Origin of the sequence: Orenia marismortui DSM 5156 (assembly GCF_000379025.1) — a bacterium.
Lineage (GTDB): Bacteria > Bacillota > Halanaerobiia > Halobacteroidales > Halobacteroidaceae > Orenia > Orenia marismortui.
Window position 1 is genome coordinate 99,711 of sequence record NZ_KB900620.1, and the last position, 19,581, is coordinate 119,291.

General features: G+C 30.2%; 10 protein-coding genes and 1 pseudogene. All 11 read right to left on the reverse strand.

The window, feature by feature from the left end; all coding sequences use genetic code 11:
- The 11 genes and pseudogenes from OREMA_RS17625 to OREMA_RS0109990 all read right to left on the reverse strand — a co-directional run bounded on the left by OREMA_RS17625 (position 1) and on the right by OREMA_RS0109990 (position 19,448).
- Complete coding sequence (locus tag OREMA_RS17625; RefSeq protein ID WP_018249112.1) at positions 1-342, reverse strand: STAS domain-containing protein; 342 nt, start codon at positions 340-342, stop codon at positions 1-3.
- Positions 343-602: 260 nt separating this feature from the next.
- The gene (locus tag OREMA_RS18675) at positions 603-2,237 is read right to left on the reverse strand and encodes a PAS domain-containing sensor histidine kinase (RefSeq protein WP_018249113.1); all 1,635 of its coding nucleotides are present in this window, start codon (positions 2,235-2,237) and stop codon (positions 603-605) included.
- Between the two features lie 719 nt (positions 2,238-2,956).
- Positions 2,957-4,636, reverse strand: coding sequence for an InlB B-repeat-containing protein (locus OREMA_RS0109945; protein WP_018249114.1), 1,680 nt, complete (start codon positions 4,634-4,636; stop codon positions 2,957-2,959).
- 407 nt (positions 4,637-5,043) lie between these two features.
- Positions 5,044-5,328 carry a GIY-YIG nuclease family protein gene (locus OREMA_RS0109955; RefSeq protein WP_018249116.1) on the reverse strand — a complete coding sequence of 95 codons (285 nt, stop codon included), beginning with the start codon at positions 5,326-5,328 and terminating at the stop codon, positions 5,044-5,046.
- Positions 5,329-5,826: 498 nt separating this feature from the next.
- Complete coding sequence (locus tag OREMA_RS0109960; protein ID WP_018249117.1) at positions 5,827-10,686, reverse strand: SwmB domain-containing protein; 4,860 nt, start codon at positions 10,684-10,686, stop codon at positions 5,827-5,829.
- 973 nt (positions 10,687-11,659) lie between these two features.
- Positions 11,660-13,069 (reverse strand): annotated as a pseudogene (gene pyk / locus OREMA_RS0109965) (pyruvate kinase); the annotation flags it as partial.
- Positions 13,070-13,110: 41 nt separating this feature from the next.
- A complete protein-coding gene (gene pfkA / locus OREMA_RS0109970) occupies positions 13,111-14,118 on the reverse strand; it encodes a 6-phosphofructokinase (RefSeq protein ID WP_018249119.1) in 1,008 nt (335 codons plus the stop codon).
- Positions 14,119-14,151: 33 nt separating this feature from the next.
- A complete protein-coding gene (gene accA, locus OREMA_RS0109975) occupies positions 14,152-15,135 on the reverse strand; it encodes an acetyl-CoA carboxylase carboxyl transferase subunit alpha (RefSeq protein ID WP_018249120.1) in 984 nt (327 codons plus the stop codon).
- Positions 15,128-16,036: an acetyl-CoA carboxylase, carboxyltransferase subunit beta gene (gene accD, locus OREMA_RS0109980; protein ID WP_018249121.1), complete on the reverse strand. Its 909-nt coding sequence runs from the start codon at positions 16,034-16,036 to the stop codon at positions 15,128-15,130. Before accD ends, accA begins: the two co-directional genes overlap by 8 nt.
- Positions 16,037-16,529: 493 nt before the next feature.
- A complete protein-coding gene (locus OREMA_RS17635; protein WP_018249122.1) occupies positions 16,530-17,480 on the reverse strand; it encodes a serine/threonine protein kinase in 951 nt (316 codons plus the stop codon).
- 15 nt (positions 17,481-17,495) lie between these two features.
- The gene (locus OREMA_RS0109990; RefSeq protein ID WP_018249123.1) at positions 17,496-19,448 is read right to left on the reverse strand and encodes a PP2C family protein-serine/threonine phosphatase; all 1,953 of its coding nucleotides are present in this window, start codon (positions 19,446-19,448) and stop codon (positions 17,496-17,498) included.
- Between the last annotated feature and the right edge of the window lie 133 nt (positions 19,449-19,581).

A 19,581-nucleotide genomic window follows, 5' to 3' on the forward strand; every position in this document is an offset into this window, starting at 1 on the left:
TTATTCTCCTTTTTTAACATAATTTATTGCTTCATTAAGATCATCATAAATGTTAAGCATATGACTGAAGCCAGTTATCTCCATCACATCTTCGACCTCCTCTAATAAATTAGTAATAACTCCACATCCTTCTACAGATTTAAGCTTCTTAGCAATTATTAAAAGAACCCTTAATCCTGCACTAGAAATATACTTACACTTACTCATGTCAAAAACTAGCTTTATATCCGGCTTAATAATAGGCATTATTTCTTCTCTAGCCTTATCAGCATATAAACCATCAAAATCACCTATTAGTTTAATTACCTTTATATCATCTTTATTACTCACCTTTATCTCCATACATAGTCACCCTCTTTAAGAATTAATCTATCTAACATTTAATTGAGCTGTCATTATATAAATATATATCTTAGATACTAATTTCACAAATAACAAATCTCTATTATTCAAGATAATTTTATATGTTTTTAATATATTAATTCTAGTTTCGACTATATAATTCCTTTTTTAGAATTTTTAAATAGTATATTAATATATTATTTAAAACAATACTTTTTATAATTAGTCGATATCATAGCTTTTAACAAGCAATTTGTTAGTTAATTGTTACTAATTTTTGATTTTTTAGGTAATTTAATTATGAATTCAGTATAACTAGCTAATTTACTATTGCATTCTATTTCTCCACCTAAAAAATTATTTATTAAATTATATATTATATTTAAGCCTAGTCCTGTTCCACCCCTCCCACGCTTAGTTGTAAAGAAAGGTTCAAATATTTTATCCATATTCTCTTCTGAAATTCCTTTTCCATTATCACTATATATAATCTTAATTAAATCTTCCTCTTCGACTACTTCAATTTTAATCTTGCCTTTTTTCTGCTCTTCAAAACCATGGATTAACGAGTTTAAGGTTAAATTAGTAATAATCTGCGAAATAGCCCCTGGATAACTGGTTATTTCAATATCTTCATCACAATAAATCACAACATCATGCTTAGTATTCTTGAATTTAGGCTTTAAACTAATCATTATCTCATTTAATAAATATTTCATTTTGAACTTTCTTCTCTGATTATCTGTTTGATCTGCTGCAAATTGCTTGAAATTATTTGTTAGTTCAGAAGCATTATTTAAATTTCTTAAAGTTATTTTAGCAGTCTCCATAGTAGACTTAAAGAAATTTTCTAAATCCCTACGTTTCATCTTATTTTCATTATAAAGTTTTATGATCTCTTCAGTCTTTTCAACAAGGTGAGAAATAGCAGTTACTCCAATACCAATTGGTGTGTTTATTTCATGGGCTACTCCTGCTACAAGTCTCCCTAAAGCAGCCATCTTTTCTGATCTTATAAGTTGTTTTTGAGTTCTCCTTAATTCTTCCTCTTTCTGCTTTCTCTCAGTAACATCTCTTGCAAAGACTTCAAAGATAGCTTCTTCCAAACATATAGATTGATCTAAACAATCTACATAAGTAACACTGATCTCTAAATCTCTAATCTCTCCATTTTTAAGTTGATATTTACTTTCAAATCGATCTCTTCCTTTTCTCTGAATTTCCTTTAATTTCTCTTTAAGTTGATCTTTACTTTTACTAACATCTAATTGATTAATATTCATATTCATTATTTCTAATAATGAATACCCAAATAAATTTAAAAATGCTTCATTAGTTTCTAATATATCTCCATCAGTATTCATTACCCAAAAAGCATCCATTGAAGTCTGTAAAATAGTATTAATTCTATTATTTTGCTTACGTAATTCATCCAAAAATTCTTTATTCTCCTGATATGCCTTTTCTAATTGATATTGTCTATGTTTTCTCTGGGTGATATCCCTAATAAAAATATTAACTATTGGAACTTCAAAGTTATCAATAAAAATAGCACTTATCTCTAATTCTTTAACTTCCCCATTTTTAAGAGAGCATTGTGTTTCAAATCTATCTATTCCTTTCGCTCTAATTTGATTCAAATACTCTTTAATTTCTTCTTGACTCCTACAAATATTAAGATCTTTAATATTCATATCTATTATCTCAGATGGAGAATAATCTAAAAGATTTACACAAACTTCATTAACCTCTAAAATCTCTCCTTCTAAATCTACTACCAAAAAAGCATCCATAGAAGCTTCTAAAATCATATCCGATAACTTAAATCTATTATCCGAATCTCTTAAAAAATTATTTCTATTATTTTTTTGATTTCTAGTATACAATCTATTCATAATAATCCCCCTCTGCTTAAGATAATTTTAAGCTTTGCCTTAAATAATAATTTAAAATAAAGGTAAAAGGGTTAGTTATATAACTAACCCTTTTACCTTTATTTTAAATTATTTCATTAGAATTAAGGATCACAATAATATCTAAGCATTCATCACCATAATTCTAATTAAGCGCCTTCATATTTGGTTATTTGCTTTCTTTACTAATTCCATATCCTAGGGTAACCTTCTTAAAATAAAGCTTTAAAAGAATAGCAGACACCTTATTTTCTTCAGCAATCAACTCTTATCTATCATTATAGTTAATAAAAAACTCATAAAATGACTTATTAGTTTCAAAGGAAGCTTTATGCCAAGTCGATTCGGTAGTACCACGATCAACATTGCGTAATTAATATAGAAGATCGTGGTTATGCCAAGTCGATTCGGTAGTACCACGATCAACATTGCGTATAAAATAGTAGATAGTAGTTATCTTCCCCTAAAAATTAGTATCAAAGCATGACCTGGACCCTCTTAAAGGATAAACTAAAGATCAGGCCCTAGAATGAATCCAAGACCATAGTAACTCTATCATCTATCTAATATAGAAATTCTAGAATAATATAGATATACCTTTTATAGATGATTATAAAACTAAACAAATAACTAATTACTATAATATAGTCAGATTTCTATCACCCTTCTTCATAACATTAACACTTCAAATAAAATCTTCCTTATTTATAAATAACAATCCCTGTATCTTCTGCTAATTCTAAATTTAATTCAACCTCTTTACCAGCACCTTTTATTCTAAAATACTTAACTGCATTAGAATTAACAACAAATTGAATAGAGGTTGAAGCTGTTATCTCTTCTATACTAGGCTTTGCCCCTAAATCAGTTGGGTAAGTATATTTACTATCTAGCCCAGTATAATCATAAATCTGATTTGTAATCATCCAATCTAATAATAAATCAACAAAATCTCCATCTTCCCCCAACTCTTCAGAGATAACTGTCATTGCATCTTGAGAACTAGAATTTATCTCTTTAAGTATATTAGCACCTAAACGTTGATATAGATAAAAAGTAAATATCTTAGCAATCCCATAATCACTTAATTTTCCTCCCCAATATAGCAAGGACTCATTCTTTGGATAGGAGAAATAATCTTCGTTTATCTGAGTATCATTAGCAATACTACTATACCCACCTAAATACTCAGCTAACCTAGCAAAACCTTCATTAATCCACTGATCTTCTGGCAAGGTTAGACTACCTACTCGTCCAGCTTCATATTTTTCTACAAAATAAATTAGATGTTGAAATTCATGAGCTATAGTTCCTAGTAAATCATCCATTCTATACTCTCCATTTTTAATCTTTTCTAAAACCTGATAATTAATATATATCATATCTGCTTCGTTAGAAGTGTTTTTATCTTCTCTACTATAAAAGTCTCTAGAGAAAAAATAGCCCATTAGAGTCTTAGAATTAAGCTTGGCTGTCTTAGTAAAATAATCACTCATATCTGTAATTAAAATAATTAACTTGCCATTATTATCCCAATCATAGATACTACCATTATTTCTACCGAAATAACTCATATCAGTATCGTAAATCTGATTATCAAATTCTTCTGCTATAGTGTCTAACTCAGATTGACTCATATTATATCCTTCTTCTACGTAAATTAATGCTCGATCACTGACCTTCTCTAAATTAGCTGTTAAACTTTCATAAATCCCATCATAAAACTCTCTACTCTCACCTAACTGATATGAACTGTTAATATCCTGTATGTAAGACTTTCTATTTTTATTCTCTAACCTTTCTTGCAAAAATTGATCTTCTAAGTTTCTCATCTTAGTATCCATTAGAGCTTGATCTGAAAAACCACTAGCTACTTGTTGTATCTTCGTAGTTGAAATTAAATTTTGCTTAATTTCATTAGTATAGTTTATATCTAGCTTAGAACTATATATCTTATTACTCTCAGGATTTAAGTTTAATGGAGTAATAGCCACAATAACTTCCTCATTATTATTAAGTACTCCTAAATCTACCACTTTATCCTCTGACTGATCAAATCTATATTTTTTTAACAGATAATCTTTTTTAGAAAACTTGGCAATAATAGTCATATCGCTATCAATTACAATTGTATTAGGACTATTAGTAGCATTTAGACTTCCTTTCCACTGTTCAAATTGCCAACCGTTTTTACCTTCGGCTGTTAAAGTAACTTCTGTACCTTTCTTATATGTATGTATCCCTTCAGTAGGAGTTACTATCCCTTCTCCCTCTAACTTAATTTCTAAACTGAACTCCTTAACACTATTACCATCAGAACAAGCAGAGCTTAACATCAACATTATAACTAGTAGTAAAAATAACTTCCTTTTTTTTCTCATAGTCATGCCACCAACCTTTAGTTAATATTTTTAATATAACACTTTTTAATAATTATAAATTATGTTATTTAATCTAGTTTTTACTATTAATTATTATACATCAATCCCACTGGTATTAAAAGAATAATTTGGAAATGATATTTATTAAGATATTAAATTTATTTCAACTAGAATCAAAGTATATCTTTTCTTCTACAATCAAGATTCCGGTATTCCACTTCGTTTCAACCGGAATGACTGTATAACCCGCATTCCACTTCATTTCAACCGGAATGGCTGTATAAACGTCATTCCTGCGTAGGCAGGAATCTCGCTTTTCTTCCACAAATAAAATTGGAACATTATACTTCTCTAGAAACAAAATTATAGTATCTCTTCCTCTAGATCATATTAGCTTAAAATTCTAACTAAAAATAATCATACAGATCATTCCAATCAGGATTAAGTTCTTTTATTAAATTCTCTTTATACTCTCTTTTCCACTTTTTCATTCTCTTCTCTGCTTGAATAGCTTCTTCCATAGTTTTAAATTCTTCTGCCCATACTAATTTGCTACAGTTATACTTTTTTGTAAAACCATCTACTAATTTCTCTTTGTGTTCATATACTCGTCTTTTAATATTATTAGTGACGCCTATATATAACACAGTATTGTTTTTATTTGTCATCATATATGCATATGACCTTCTCATTTTATCTTAACTCCCTCTATTATCATTTTTAGTTACACAAGTAAAAATATCTCTTTTATTCTACAATCAAGATTCCGGTATTCCACTCCGTTTCAACCGGAATGACTGTATAGGGTATTCCGATTCAATCGAAATGATACTTTATAGAGTATTCCGATTCAACCGAAATTATACTTTATAGGGTATTCTGATTCAACCGAAATGATACTTTATAGGGTATTCCGATTCAACCGAAATGATACTTTATAGGGTATTCCGATTCAACCGAAATGATACTTTATAGGGTATTCCGATTCAACCGAAATGATACTTTATAGGGTATTCCGATTCAATCGAAATGATACTTTATAGGGTATTCCTCTCATTCTAAATCACAGTATATTCCCTGCCTTCTTTCGTCATTCCTGCGTAGGCAGGAATCTCGCTTTCCATATAAAAACCCCGCATCAACTAAGATACGGGGAAAATAGTTAAACTATTTATTTTTTGTAAATCCGATTACTCCTCAGTTAAAGTATTTTGAACATGAACTGAGAATGTCTCAACTGCATCTTTAGCAATAGTAACTAAATTATTATCTGGATTAGAGATATAGTAAGCAGTTAAGTTACCATCTTCTTTAGTTACTGCATTTGCTAATGTAATCTTAAGGGTTCTTCCACTATCAACAACTTCAATAGTGTTAATAGGTAATGCAGTACCATCATTTACAGTATATACCTTTAAGTCTAGACTATTAATATCATCACTATTTCCTTGATATTCTATAGCTTGAGTCATTGGCACTGTAACAACAGCACTATCATTAGCAGTATCATTAACTAAAGTAGTCTCACTATCATAATCTATTGCTAGATCATTTTCTACTTCGTTAGCTACAGCAAAAGCAGCAACACTAGCATCAACCACTGCAAGATTTCCATATTGATCTTGTAAATGATCATTATTAGTGTAATCTAATGTTACACTTGCAGTCTCTTCAACTTTTCTATCAAGAGTTAATGTTAATTTATTAGCACTTATATTCACAGCAGTGATAGTAGTATTATTTCCATTAATTGCTACTTTGAAGTCACTAATAAGATCTTCATCACTCACACCACTTACTCTTTGAACAGAAGTGTCATTTCCAGTTGCATCATCTATATTGGTTTTTTCTTCAAATGTTACAACTACTTTATCAGAAGCATTATCTGCAACTACAGCACTAGCAACTTTTGCTCCTTCTACTTCATTTACAACCGCTTCATTACTAAGCTCAACATCATTTGCTACAAATTCAAATATACCGCTTACTTGAACTAAAGCATCTTCTTTAACCTTTTCATCTAATGTAATACTTACATTATTACCGCTAGCTCTTACATTAGATATAGTAGCAGAGCTACCACCTACTGTTACATCAATACTATCAACAGTTGGAGTATTGATAACACTATCAGTAAATGTCAAGCTAATTATATTTGAAGTATTATCTTCAACTATAGCACTTTCAAAAGAAGCAAAGTCTAAACTTTCGATTGGTACATTTTTATTAATCTTATTACTATCTAAATTATCATTTTCAAGATAATTGTGTCTACCATCAGTAATCTTACTATCAATATGATCTTGATCAGCACCAGCAACAAATTCATAACTTACTGTAACATTACCAGAGTCAACAGTGATTGGCTTATTAAGAGTAAGAAGAATTTGCTCTTCTGGCTGACCAGTTTTCTTCAACTGAGTATTAGTAACCTTAATTTCTTGGCTACCAAAATATACTTTAAAGTTATCATCAGCAAAGTCATCTCCATAACTAGCATCAAAACCAAAGTCTGGATCATCTTGATCAATAGCGATCACTTTGTTTAAGTTTAATAGAATTGTATGTGGATTAGTTGCTTTACCACCAGTAATGTATAATTCTTCAACATCATTTAGACCAATATTATCGCCATTAGCTAAGTCAATGGTAGAAGTAGCATCAGGATCAAATCCAATACCATCAAAATCAACTACAGTATCACCATCTACATCTTTAATAACATTTTCTATATAGTGTAAAGTAAATTCATCTTCTCCAGCAACATAATCATCTAAAGTTAAGATAACTTTCTCTCCACTTACTGTAGCATTTGTTACAGTTATTTCTTCAGGATCTTTACTATCTCTTACCCCACCTGAATAATCAACATAGAATATGTTTTCCTGAGCATCATTAACAATTTTACTAACTTCTTTAATATCATCATTGAAGGTTAATTCAATTATATCTGGCTGATTTCTATCTCCTTCAATAACGATAGCATTAATTAATTCAGTTGGTACTTTTACTTGATTATCTACAGTTTCATCAATAAATGGCAGTACTCTATTATATAAATCATCAGCAGTAGAATCTACAATTAAATCAGTAGTTACTGGACTATCTGATCTAAACTGAGGATCATAAGTCACTGTAATGTCATTAATTTTTGCATTTTCATCTACAGCTTCTTCTAATGTTAAAACAACCTGGTCTGCATCTGTACCTGCAGTAACATCAATAACATTTATTTCACCTTGACTACTATTTACTGTAAAAGCATTAGGATCAGCAGCAACAACATTATAAAGTTCTACATTAGCATTAAAATCCAATACAAGCTTATCAGCTGCTCCATCAAAGATTGTTGCAGTTTCCAATTCAGGAACTTCAATTCTATTAGGAACAGACTTACCTTTTGTAGAGAAGTCACCAGAACCTGCAGCAAATGATCTTGCTACATTATTATTTCCATCTTCTAAAACATCTTGATCATTATAAACATTATTTCCAGGAATATAAGCTACCTCAATCTTTTCTCCCTCTAAAATCCTAGTATCAATAGTTAATTGAATTCGAGTTCCACCAGTACTAACATCAATATCACTAGGAATATAAGCTTTATCATTAAGATAAACTGTAAATTGTTCTGCAACTTTATTTGCATCCCCATCTATAGTTACATTAGAATCCAATTCTACTAGAACTGCATCTTGATCAGCAGTAACAGTATTATCTATTAGACTCATATCATTTCTATTATCAGTCACAGCTACTGGAATCATTTCATAATCTGGCGCATTTACAGCATTAGCTACACCCTGGTTTTCAAACCCAACTGTTTGATCCTCAGCAATATCTCTAATAAATTCATATTCTTCAAGAGGAGTATATGATACTGTAATATCATCATCTTCAAGAATTTTTTGTACAAGTGTCAAAGTTATAGTATCCTGACCACTATAAGAAGTATCTATATCATCTCTTGTTACAGCTTTAATTTCAACTTCTGTACCATTTACCATTACCGTAAAGTTATCAGATGCATCAATATCTTCATAATCTTCATCTACTAAAGGATCTAAATCCATATCAAAGATAATTTCTAAGCTATATGGATTATTGTCTCTCACTATAGCATCAGCAAAATCTGGGGCATCAACATTGTTTGTTACTGGATAATTAACATGAGCAAATAATGGATCATTATCAGCATCAGCATTAATATCTCCACTACCATCATAACTTATAGTAACTATTTGATCTTCTTTTACATCTTCAGCTAATACTAAAGTAGCATATTCTTCACCATTACCTTCTGAATTATTATGCATACTCTTAATAGCTATTTCTGTGTCATTTACCTTTACAGTAAATCCACTCTTATCTGATAATCCAACTTCTTCACTGAAAGTTAGATTAATTTCATTGGCTACATCATCATCAATAACTGCATCTGTAATAGCAGGAACTACATCAACCTTATAATCAGCAGTAGTAATTCCATCAGCAGCAGTTATAGTTACAGTAGCATCATCTACAATTGCTTCACTTGGAAGAATTGCATTATCTTCTGGAGCAAATACTGTATTAAATGCAACTCCAGCAGCATTAGTATTTACCACTACTGTTTTAGCTTCATTATCAATAGCTAACTCTCTAATATCATCTGATATTAAATTAGTATTATCAGATGGCTCTGCAGTTTCTATATCATAAATTCTAACTGTTCCAATTGCTGATCTAACTACTAATTTGTATTCATTTCCAGGCACTAAATCCTTTACATCATCTGCTTTATCAGCACTAAATTCATCATCGTAATCTTTTTCTACGAACATAACATCTTTATAATCGTTATCATAATCAAGTTTTGAAATATCAAATTTTCCATTATAAGAGATTGTTACAGTACCACTACTAATTACATTAGCAGTGTTATCTACAGTATAGTACTTGTTTCCATCAACATTAACTCTAGACTCTACTGTATTGTCTTTATACATTGGGTCTATCTCTATCTTATACTCAGTAGTTTTTCCATTTTCTGCTCTTACTACGATTAGATCTTCTTCACTAACTCGATAAGTAGAAGTATTATCTTCTTTGCCAGCAATTGAAATAATATCTGCCCCAGTATCCACTGTTCTTAAAGCTGAGTATAGCTTCTCTACAGTTGGTAATACTATTTCTGGCAATTCATCTTCATCAAGTAAAACAAATACCTTATTAGCTGTATTATCTATATCTGTAACAACTGCTTCAATACCAGTTACACCATCATCTTCCATATCTTCTTGAATACTCTCTAAGTTAGTATTAATGCTTAATCCTAACTTAGCAGTTTCAATAGCTCCAAGCTTACTACCTTCTTCACCATCTTTATCATAATTAACAAAAGTGTTATCTTCAATTATAACCTTCAATTCATTTGCTACTCTTCCATTGATTCTAATAATTAATACCTTATCTTCCAAATAATCAGTATCATCATCACCATCATCTGTATTTGTCTCATCTAAAGAATCTAAGAAAGTAGCTGCTTCTTCATTAGCTAAAAGATTAACAGAAAAATCTCCATCTAACCCCTCAACTGTAATAGCTTCTTTTAGATCTTTTCTAGCATCTGCTTCTCTAATATCTCTATCAAAAGAGATAATAAATAATGTCTCATCTATATCTTCCTTATACTCTATTCCTTCAACATAAGTTGCACCAGTTACACCAGTCATTGTAAATTCTACATCTTCTTGATTTGATTTAACTTCATATGCTTCCGGCTCAAAAAAAGTAGCTGATTGTGCTTCTCCAGCAACTGGAGTAATCTCAACACCTTCTTTAACCCTTGTAAAACTCCATTTTCCTTCTGTATCAGTTTCAGCAACTTTATTACCTGCATTTAACTTAATGCCTTCAACTCCAGTTCCATCAGCTTTGATCACTTTACCAGACACATTATATGTAGGCGAACCATCGTCATCACTACAACCTACTAATGCCAAAAGTCCTATCATCAATACTGATATAACTAATAATTTATTATTTTTCTGACTAAAAAACGAACCCATAATTGAAATTCCTCCCCATATTTTATCACTTATTAAGTTATCACAATTAGTTTCACATAAAATTAAACTAATTCTTATATAATACCGCCTTCTAAAATTCACCTCCTTTCCAGCAGTTTACTTGATAAATTTTATTTAAATCCTATTATTTTTGTTTTTATGAAATTAATGGATATCACATCTAAACATAATAAATGTTTTTTTAACAAATGTCAAGGCAATTTTTAAATAAAAAATACATAATTAGAATTTATATCCTGTAATTTATAGTCTTTTTATCCCTGCTTTTTATCAAATAAGAAAAATAAGCTATAATTATAATAAATAAACTCATCCATTATTTTCTAATAAATATTGCTTTTTAAATAAATATTTATCACATTTGATATAACTGATTTAAAAATAATACAAAAATACTTTCAGATAAGCTAATCAAAAACAGACCTACCAGAATCAAATATATTCCAGTAGGTCGACTTTAATAACCAAATTTATTAAATTGTTAATATTTTACATTTGATCTTAGAGCTTTTCCACTAGCCCTTGCACATTATTATAAATCTGATGTTATATTTTGAATTAATTTAACTGTTTTTCCTACACTGACTCTAGTATTCTCTTCTACTTCTTTGACCATAACTTCTATCTTTTCTACTGCTTTAGTAGATTATCCTTATAATATTCTGTTATCTAAGAAATGGTAAAAGGATAATAGATAGTATAAGCACCGATATAGTATTTAGACCCTAAATTAATTCAATCATGAAGCTTTCCAATACTAAATCTCCATTTATTTAATGTTGTTTACAATTAATGAGAATCATTACCTTTAATTATGTAGTTAATCGCTATTCTATTTTGTAAAGAAAATATTAGCTATCCCTGATATATAATCTTTTACCTCAAAAAATAGAAAAAGATGTAGGAATTTAAATTCCTACACCTTTGAATATTATATACAAAATTATTTAGCAACTTCAATTTTTAATAAATTAGTTGTACCTGCTTCTCCAACTGGAGTTCCAGCTGTAATTACAACTACATCATCTTTATTAACATACCCTGCTTCTAGAGTTGCATTAATAGAATCTTGAATCATTTCATCAGTAGATTCTGTAATATCAGCCAAAATAGGCTTAACTCCCCAGGATAAAATTAATTTATTGAATACTCTTTGATTAGGAGTTACTGCAACAATTGGAGTAGATGGTCTATATTTAGATACCATCTTTGCAGTATATCCTGATTGAGTACTAGTAACAATTGCAGCAGCATCTAATTCATAAGCACTTTTGCAAGTTGCATAACTAATAGAATCAGTTATAGTATTTCTAGACTCTAATCCATCTCTATCCATTAATTGAGCATATTTTAATTGTTTTTCTGTTTCTATAGCAATTCTAGCCATAGTTGCTACAGATTCAACTGGATAATCTCCAGCAGCAGTCTCTCCAGATAACATTGTTGCATCAGTACCATCATAAATAGCATTAGCGACATCACTCGCTTCTGCTCTAGTTGGACGAGGGTTCTTCTGCATAGAATCTAACATTTGAGTAGCAGTAATAACTGGCTTTCCTGCTTTATTACATTTCTTAATCATCATCTTTTGAGCAGCTGGTACTTTTTCAGGTGGAATTTCTACACCTAAGTCACCACGAGCTACCATTAACCCATCTGCTACCTCTAAGATTTCATCAAGATTTTCTACACCCTCTTGATTTTCAATCTTAGGAATGATATGAATATCTGCATCTTCTTCTTCTAAAATCTCTCTAATTGCTAAAACATCAGATGCCTTACGAACAAAAGAAGCAGCAATAAAATCTACACCTTGCTCAATACCAAATTTAATGTCAGCAATATCTTTTTCAGTAATAGCTGGTAAATTAACAGCAACACCTGGTAGGTTAACACCTTTTCTAGATCCTAATTTACCACCATTAACTACATCACAAATAACATCTGTACTAGTAGTTGATTTAACTTTTAATCCAATTAAACCATCATCAATTAAGATAGTATCTCCAGCATTCATATCCTTAGGTAAATCTTTATATGTAACTGAAGTTCTGGTATTATCTCCCTCAATATCTTCTGTAGTTAAAGTAAACTCTTGCCCTCTTTCTAACATAACCTTCTCATCATTTACTAACATACCAGTTCTAATCTCAGGACCTTTAGTATCTAAAAGAATTGCAACTGGCTTACCCTTCTCTTTAGATAATTCTCTAATTGTTTTTACTCTTGCACCATGTTCTTTAAAATCACCATGGGAAAAGTTCAGTCTTGCTACATTCATACCTGCATCGATTAATTTAGATAATGTTTCTCTATCCTCACTTGCAGGACCTATTGTACATACAATTTTCGTCTTTCTCATTATTAATATTCCCTCCTCAATACTTACCCTCTTAATAATATTTATATTGATAAAATGTTAGCTAATTCATATAATTCTTCATCAAATTCTTTATTACCCTCAATAGCATCTCTGATCTCTGCTATTTCAACCTTATTATGTATTAACCCTACCATCTTATTTGTCTCTCCAGACAATAGCGCATTTACTGAAGCTGCTCCTAATCTACTAGCTAATAGTCTATCTCGACCAGTAGGTGAGCCACCACGTTGAATATGACCCAAAATAGAAACTCTTGTTTCAAATCCAGTTCTTTCATTAATTTCTTTACCAATTAAGAAAGCATTACTTTCATTAACATCTCTATTTGTAGTGAATTCTTGTCCATCCATCTCTACACCTTCAGCAACTAAGATAATACTATGAATCTTACCTTCTTCATATCCAGCTTGAATATTCTCACAAACTTTATCCATATCAAACTTCATCTCTGGAACTAAGATGGATTCAGCACCACCAGCTAATCCAGCAGCTAAAGTTAAGAATCCAGCATGACGACCCATAGCTTCGATAACAAAAGCTCTCTCATGAGAACTGGCTGTATCACGAATCTTGGAAATTGCGTCAATAATAGTATTCATTGCAGTATCATATCCAATTGCATCATCTGTACAGGCAATATCATTATCAATAGTAGCAGGAACTCCAATAGTTCTAATTCCAGTCTCTTCGTTTAATAGCATCGCTCCAGTAAAAGAACCATCTCCACCAATAACTATTAAACCTTCAACACCTTCTTTTTTAAGTTGTTCAGCAGCTTTTTGACGGCCTTCTTTAGTTCTAAACTCATCACAACGTGCAGAGCGTAAGAAAGTTCCACCTCGTTGAATAATATCACTAACAGAACTCTTATCTAACTTTACAAAATCACCATCAATAACTCCAGCATAACCTCTATTTACACCTATTACCTCTACACCATCATAAATCGCTTTTCTAACTACTGCTCTAACAGCAGCGTTCATCCCTGGTGCATCCCCACCACTAGTTAGCACAGCTATCTTCTTCATATAAACTCCTCCTTAAATCTTTAGGTCAATTTTTTATGTTTCATCTATAATTTTCTCTACATTTTCTTTAATTTGCCCCATAGCTCTAAACTTATTATATCTCATGTCTAATAATTCCTCTGGAGTAAATTTCTGTAGCGAATTTATTTCTTTTAAAATTTCTTCTTTTATTAATTTAGCACTAAGCTTGTAATCTTTGTGTGCCCCTCCTGGTGGTTCAGATATAATATCATCCACCACTCCTAAGTTAATTAAATCTTTAGCTGTAATCTTTAAAGCTTTAGCAGCAGTTTTTGCTTCTTTAGAATCTTTCCATAAGATTGCAGCACAAGCTTCTGGCGAACAAACAGAATAATATGTATATTCTAACATTAAAACTTTGTCACCTACACCTATACCTAAAGCACCTCCACTACCTCCTTCACCAACAACAATTACAATAATTGGAACTCTAATTCCAGACATCTCCATCATATTCTTTGCAATCGCTTCCGCTTGGCCACGTTCTTCAGCTCCAAGCCCAGGATAAGCACCTGCAGTATTAATTATAGCGATAATTGGTCGATTAAACTTTTCAGCCTGTTTCATCAATCTTAAAGCTTTACGATACCCTTCAGGATGTGCCATCCCAAAGTTTCTCTCAAGATTTTCTTTAGTTGTCTTACCTTTTTGATGTCCTAAAATAGTTACAGGAATATCATCAATCTTTCCAATCCCTCCAACTAATGCTTTATCATCTCCAAATTGTCTATCACCATGGAGTTCGATAAATTCATCACAAACTAGATTAATATAATCTAGTGTAGTTGGACGTTCTGGATGTCTAGCAATCTGTAACATTTGCCAAGGCTCTAACTGAGAAAATATTTCTTCTCGTAATGTTTCAGATCTTGTCTTCAATCTCTCTATTTCATCTGTTAAATCTATATCTTTTTCTTGCATAAACTCCTTAAGTTCATTCACTTTTTCTTCTAATTCAATAAGAGGTTTTTCAAAATCTAGATAATTATTAGGCATCTTGTTCACCTCTCAAATTATTTGGATAATGAATATCTAATATTTTAGCTAAGGTTGCTTTCAAATTAGATCTTTTAACTACTTTATCTATCATGCCATGCTCTAATAAGAATTCAGCAGTTTGAAAACCTTCTGGTAGATCACGATTAATCGTCTGCTTGATAACTCTTGGTCCAGCAAATCCAATCTTTGCTCCTGGTTCAGCAATATTAATATCACCTAAAGAAGCAAAACTTGCTGAAATACCACCATAAGTTGGATCAGTTAATATAGAAACAAATAATTCACCAGCCTGATCCAGCCTTTTTAAAGCAGCACTTGTCTTTGCCATCTGCATTAAAGAAAGCATTCCTTCATACATACGAGCACCACCGCCACCACCAGCAACAATAACTAAAGGAATCTCCTGATCAATAGCTCTTTCTATAGCAAGAGTAAGCTTCTCACCCACAACGGAATTCATACTCCCCATCAAGAACCTAGAATCAAGAGCAGCCAAAGAAACAGCATGTCCATCTATGCTGCCTATTCCACTAATTACTGCATCTTTTAATCCTGTTCGCTTTTGATACTTTTTAACCTTTTTCTCATAATTAGGAAAATCAAGTGGATTAGCTGCCTCTAAATCTACATCATACTCTTCAAAATTATTCTCATCTACTAATAATGATAATCTTTCAGTAGCAGTTAATCTAAAATGATAACCACAATTTGGACAAACTTTTAAACTCTCAGCCAATTTTTTATTAAAGATAATATCTTTACATTCTTTACACTTAGTCCACAAATCATCAGGCATCTCTCGCCTATCTTCTTTATTTTTTCTATTGTCTTTTCTTACGCTTTGACCTTTTCTCTCTACAGTTACATACTTAGATTTCCCAAAGAAATCCTTCAGCAATATCCTTCACCTCACTAAATTAAGGAATATCATTTATGTTTATTATTATTAACTAAATCTATAATTTCAAAACTATTATATGTAAATAAGATAAGTATTATTTTCAAATACTGGTCTTATTATAACACAAAATGAACAAATTGCAACTTTACTATACTAAATTTTCAGAATTTATTTATTTTTTAAACATAGCTATTACTGAAGGTGAAATTAAAAGAATATAAAGCTTATTAATTTAATATGAATTACTATTAATTTTATTAATTATTATTGAATTAGTCTTGGCTCATTATATACGAGCTAAAAATTACATTAATACCGAAGTTATAAAATCTATTATTAGAATTAAATTTGATAACTCAAATTCAAGTTAAAGCTAAGGTAAAAGGCAAAAATATTTTTCAGGGTAAAACTCCAAACTACTTCTTAGAAAAAATTCTTCTTAGGAAAGTACTTTGGTTAAAAAATTATCATCTATATAACTTTGTAATCTCTACTTATTAAAAATTCTACTTACTAAATTGTTCTCTATACTCAAAAAATCCATTAGTTTAGATTTGTAATATTCTTTCTTTAACTTTAGCTTAAAGGAAGTAATTGATTTATCTCTTCTTTCAAAATTAAGGTTGAGGTTGCGGATAATAAAATCATTTAAAGAATCTAAGATCTGATTATTAAGCCTCTTAACCTCTTCTAAATCATCTTCAATAATTCTATTGGAGGCTTCTATGGGAATAACTCCTGTAAGTAAATAATATAAGATTGCTGTTAAACTATAAACATCTGAATACTTTCCCTGTTCTGCCTTAGTTGAATAAAATTCTATCGGTGAAAAGCCAGGAGTTAATAAGATTTTCTTCTTTCTATTAAGCTTATAATTGATAGCAGATCCAAAATCAATTAGTATAGGTTTATCTTCAGAAATTATAATATTACTAGGCTTTATATCTCTATGGATAAATCCTAATTGATGAATACTATTAACCGCATCTAATAAAGGAAAAAATATTCTTTTCAAAAAAAGATCAAGGCTAAACTCTTCATCTGCATAATATTCTTTTAAATTTTTTCCTTTATAATACTTCATTACTAAATAGGCAGTATTATTCTCTTCAAAATAATCATAACACTGAGCAATATATTCATTCTCTAACCTCTTCATTAATCTACCTTCATCCAAGAATGCTTCTTTAGCTTTTCTAAATTTATCTTTAAATAAAGGATTATTACAAACAATACTTTTCCCATCTAAATCCCTTAAAGCTAGATTCCTAATAAAAAATTCTTTGATAACAACTTCTTTTTGATCTACTAAGTCATTAGCCAAATAAACTATAGACATATTACTCCTGTCAGCTAAACTTTTTTTAATTAGATACTTATCTTTTAACATAACTTCCTTAGGAAGATAAATATAATCTAATTCTTGACAATTATTTGTCACTTTTAGCTCCCCTTACTAAAAGAAGAATAAAAATTTCTTCTTTTTCTCTTTGGTTTCTTTTATTTTATCTTCAATTCTCTGACAATCCTTATCCTTATTTATTTCAGAATAGATATTATTGGCCTGTTCATAATTAGATATAGCTTCTTCATATTCTTCTTCTTTAAAGTTCTTATCAGCTATTGCTTCATATTCTTCTGCTTTAGTGTACTTTTGTACAATAATCGCATTATTGATTTTATAGTCTGTCTTTTCAATCCTTTTTGTCATATTTATCTTAGAATATATCTTTTTAGCTTGCCTATAATTAAAGATTGCTTCATCATAATTTTTCTCTTCTGACTGCATACACATATCGCCTAATTCTTCATACTCTCTAGCTTCTTTAGATAATTTTGTGATAGAAACTTTATTGATTTTATTATTAATTTTATTTATCTTTTCTGTCATATTTAATCCTGAATAAATTACTTTAGCTTCTAAGTACTTCAAATTAGACTGTTTAAAATCTTCTGCTTGGAATAAATTATCACCTTCTAATTCAATTGCTCTTGCTCTTTTGAGCTTATCTCCTTGCTGAATCATCTTTTCTGCTTCAATTATCCTCTCTTCTACTGCTTTTTCCTTCTGGGACAAATTATTCTTAGTATAGATCTGAAGTGCTATAGTATATTTTTCTTTAGCCAACATAAATTTATCTGATTTAAAGAAGACATCTGCTTCCTCTTCATATCTAACACCCTTCAGTATGATTTCAGATTTTGATATTTTACTTTCTATCTCCTCTAAACTATAATCTTTAATCTTTAAATAAGTTAATTGAGCCTTATTATATTTACTTAATGCTTTCTTATATTCTTGGCTATTAAATTTCTCATCACCTTCTTCTTCTAAATTCTGACCAGTAATGATCATTTTAATAGTATCTATTTTTTGCTTAATTGCTTCTAGCTTTCTTTCACTTTTAACTTGGGCATAAGTCAACTTTACTTGCTGATATTTCTTTAAAGCTTCTTCATACTGCTTTTCCTGATATAACTTATTTCCTTCTTTTTCATTCTTTATTGCTCCAGCCAATCTTTTTAGTTTCATCTTTTCCTTCTTAATTCTAGCTGTTTTCATTGCCTTTACATTTTTTATCTTTTTATAAGTAAAGAAACCTCCAGTTAAGATCAAAATAGGTATTAATATTGCAGCAATCTTCTTATAAGATCTCTTTTTACCTACCTTCTCTTTAAATGCTTTCTTAATAGCTAAAGAAACCATAGTATAATTGTCTAAAGTATTATTTGCTTTACTTAATATACTATCTTCTAAATTTTCTGTGATTTCTTCAACATCACTTGCTTCTTTTATTACATCTAAAATCTCATTATCTCTAGCATTTTCCCAAAAGCCAGAAGTACACATTAACAATGTATCATCATCCTTTAATTGCTGCTTTTTACTTACATTAATTTTAATTTTACCCTTTTGCCCCAAATAGTTAGTTAAATTATTCCTTTCTTTATGTTGATTTAATTCTTTCTCTCTTATTTTATCTACTTCTAACATCATTTGAGCAACACTCTGATCCTTAGTTTTAGTTAATATCTTCCCTTTTCTGAAATGATAGAGCCTTGTATTACCTACACTTCCTACCACAAAAGATGTATAATCACTTACAACAACTAATACTGTTGAATGTAATTTAATAATTCTACTTTCATTGATTAAAGCTTGATTAGCATGTTTTATATATCTCTTCACCGCTCTTCTCTTCATTGAAGGTTTTTCGGTAAATTCATTGAGTATACTTCCTGCTACAATCTCTGCACTTAAAATATCCTGAGCTGAATCTAATCCATCGGCTAATACCCAACATACCATATCATCAAGCTCTACATAAGCAAAGTAATCTCTATTCTTTTTAAAATTACCCGACTCAGTTACAAAATTTGTTAGGATCTTACTATTCTCTTTTCTCATTTTTTCCTCCCACTTATTTACCTTTTGAATTTATATCACTCTATGTTTTAAATTATGGAATCAGTCCATAATTAATGATTAATATACTATTAATTCCAATTGTAATCAAAGAAATATAGCTCTTAATCTCTAT

Excerpts from the sequence above, each read along its gene's own strand:
- OREMA_RS17625 (WP_018249112.1), bottom strand. The coding sequence starts at position 342 with ATGGAGATAAAGGTGAGTAATAAAGATGATATAAAGGTAATTAAACTA.
- OREMA_RS18675 (WP_018249113.1), bottom strand. The coding sequence starts at position 2,237 with ATGAATAGATTGTATACTAGAAATCAAAAAAATAATAGAAATAATTTT.
- OREMA_RS0109945 (WP_018249114.1), bottom strand. The coding sequence starts at position 4,636 with ATGAGAAAAAAAAGGAAGTTATTTTTACTACTAGTTATAATGTTGATG.
- OREMA_RS0109955 (WP_018249116.1), bottom strand. The coding sequence starts at position 5,328 with ATGAGAAGGTCATATGCATATATGATGACAAATAAAAACAATACTGTG.
- OREMA_RS0109960 (WP_018249117.1), bottom strand. The coding sequence starts at position 10,686 with ATGGGTTCGTTTTTTAGTCAGAAAAATAATAAATTATTAGTTATATCA.
- pfkA (WP_018249119.1), bottom strand. The coding sequence starts at position 14,118 with ATGAAGAAGATAGCTGTGCTAACTAGTGGTGGGGATGCACCAGGGATG.
- accA (WP_018249120.1), bottom strand. The coding sequence starts at position 15,135 with ATGCCTAATAATTATCTAGATTTTGAAAAACCTCTTATTGAATTAGAA.
- OREMA_RS0109990 (WP_018249123.1), bottom strand. The coding sequence starts at position 19,448 with ATGAGAAAAGAGAATAGTAAGATCCTAACAAATTTTGTAACTGAGTCG.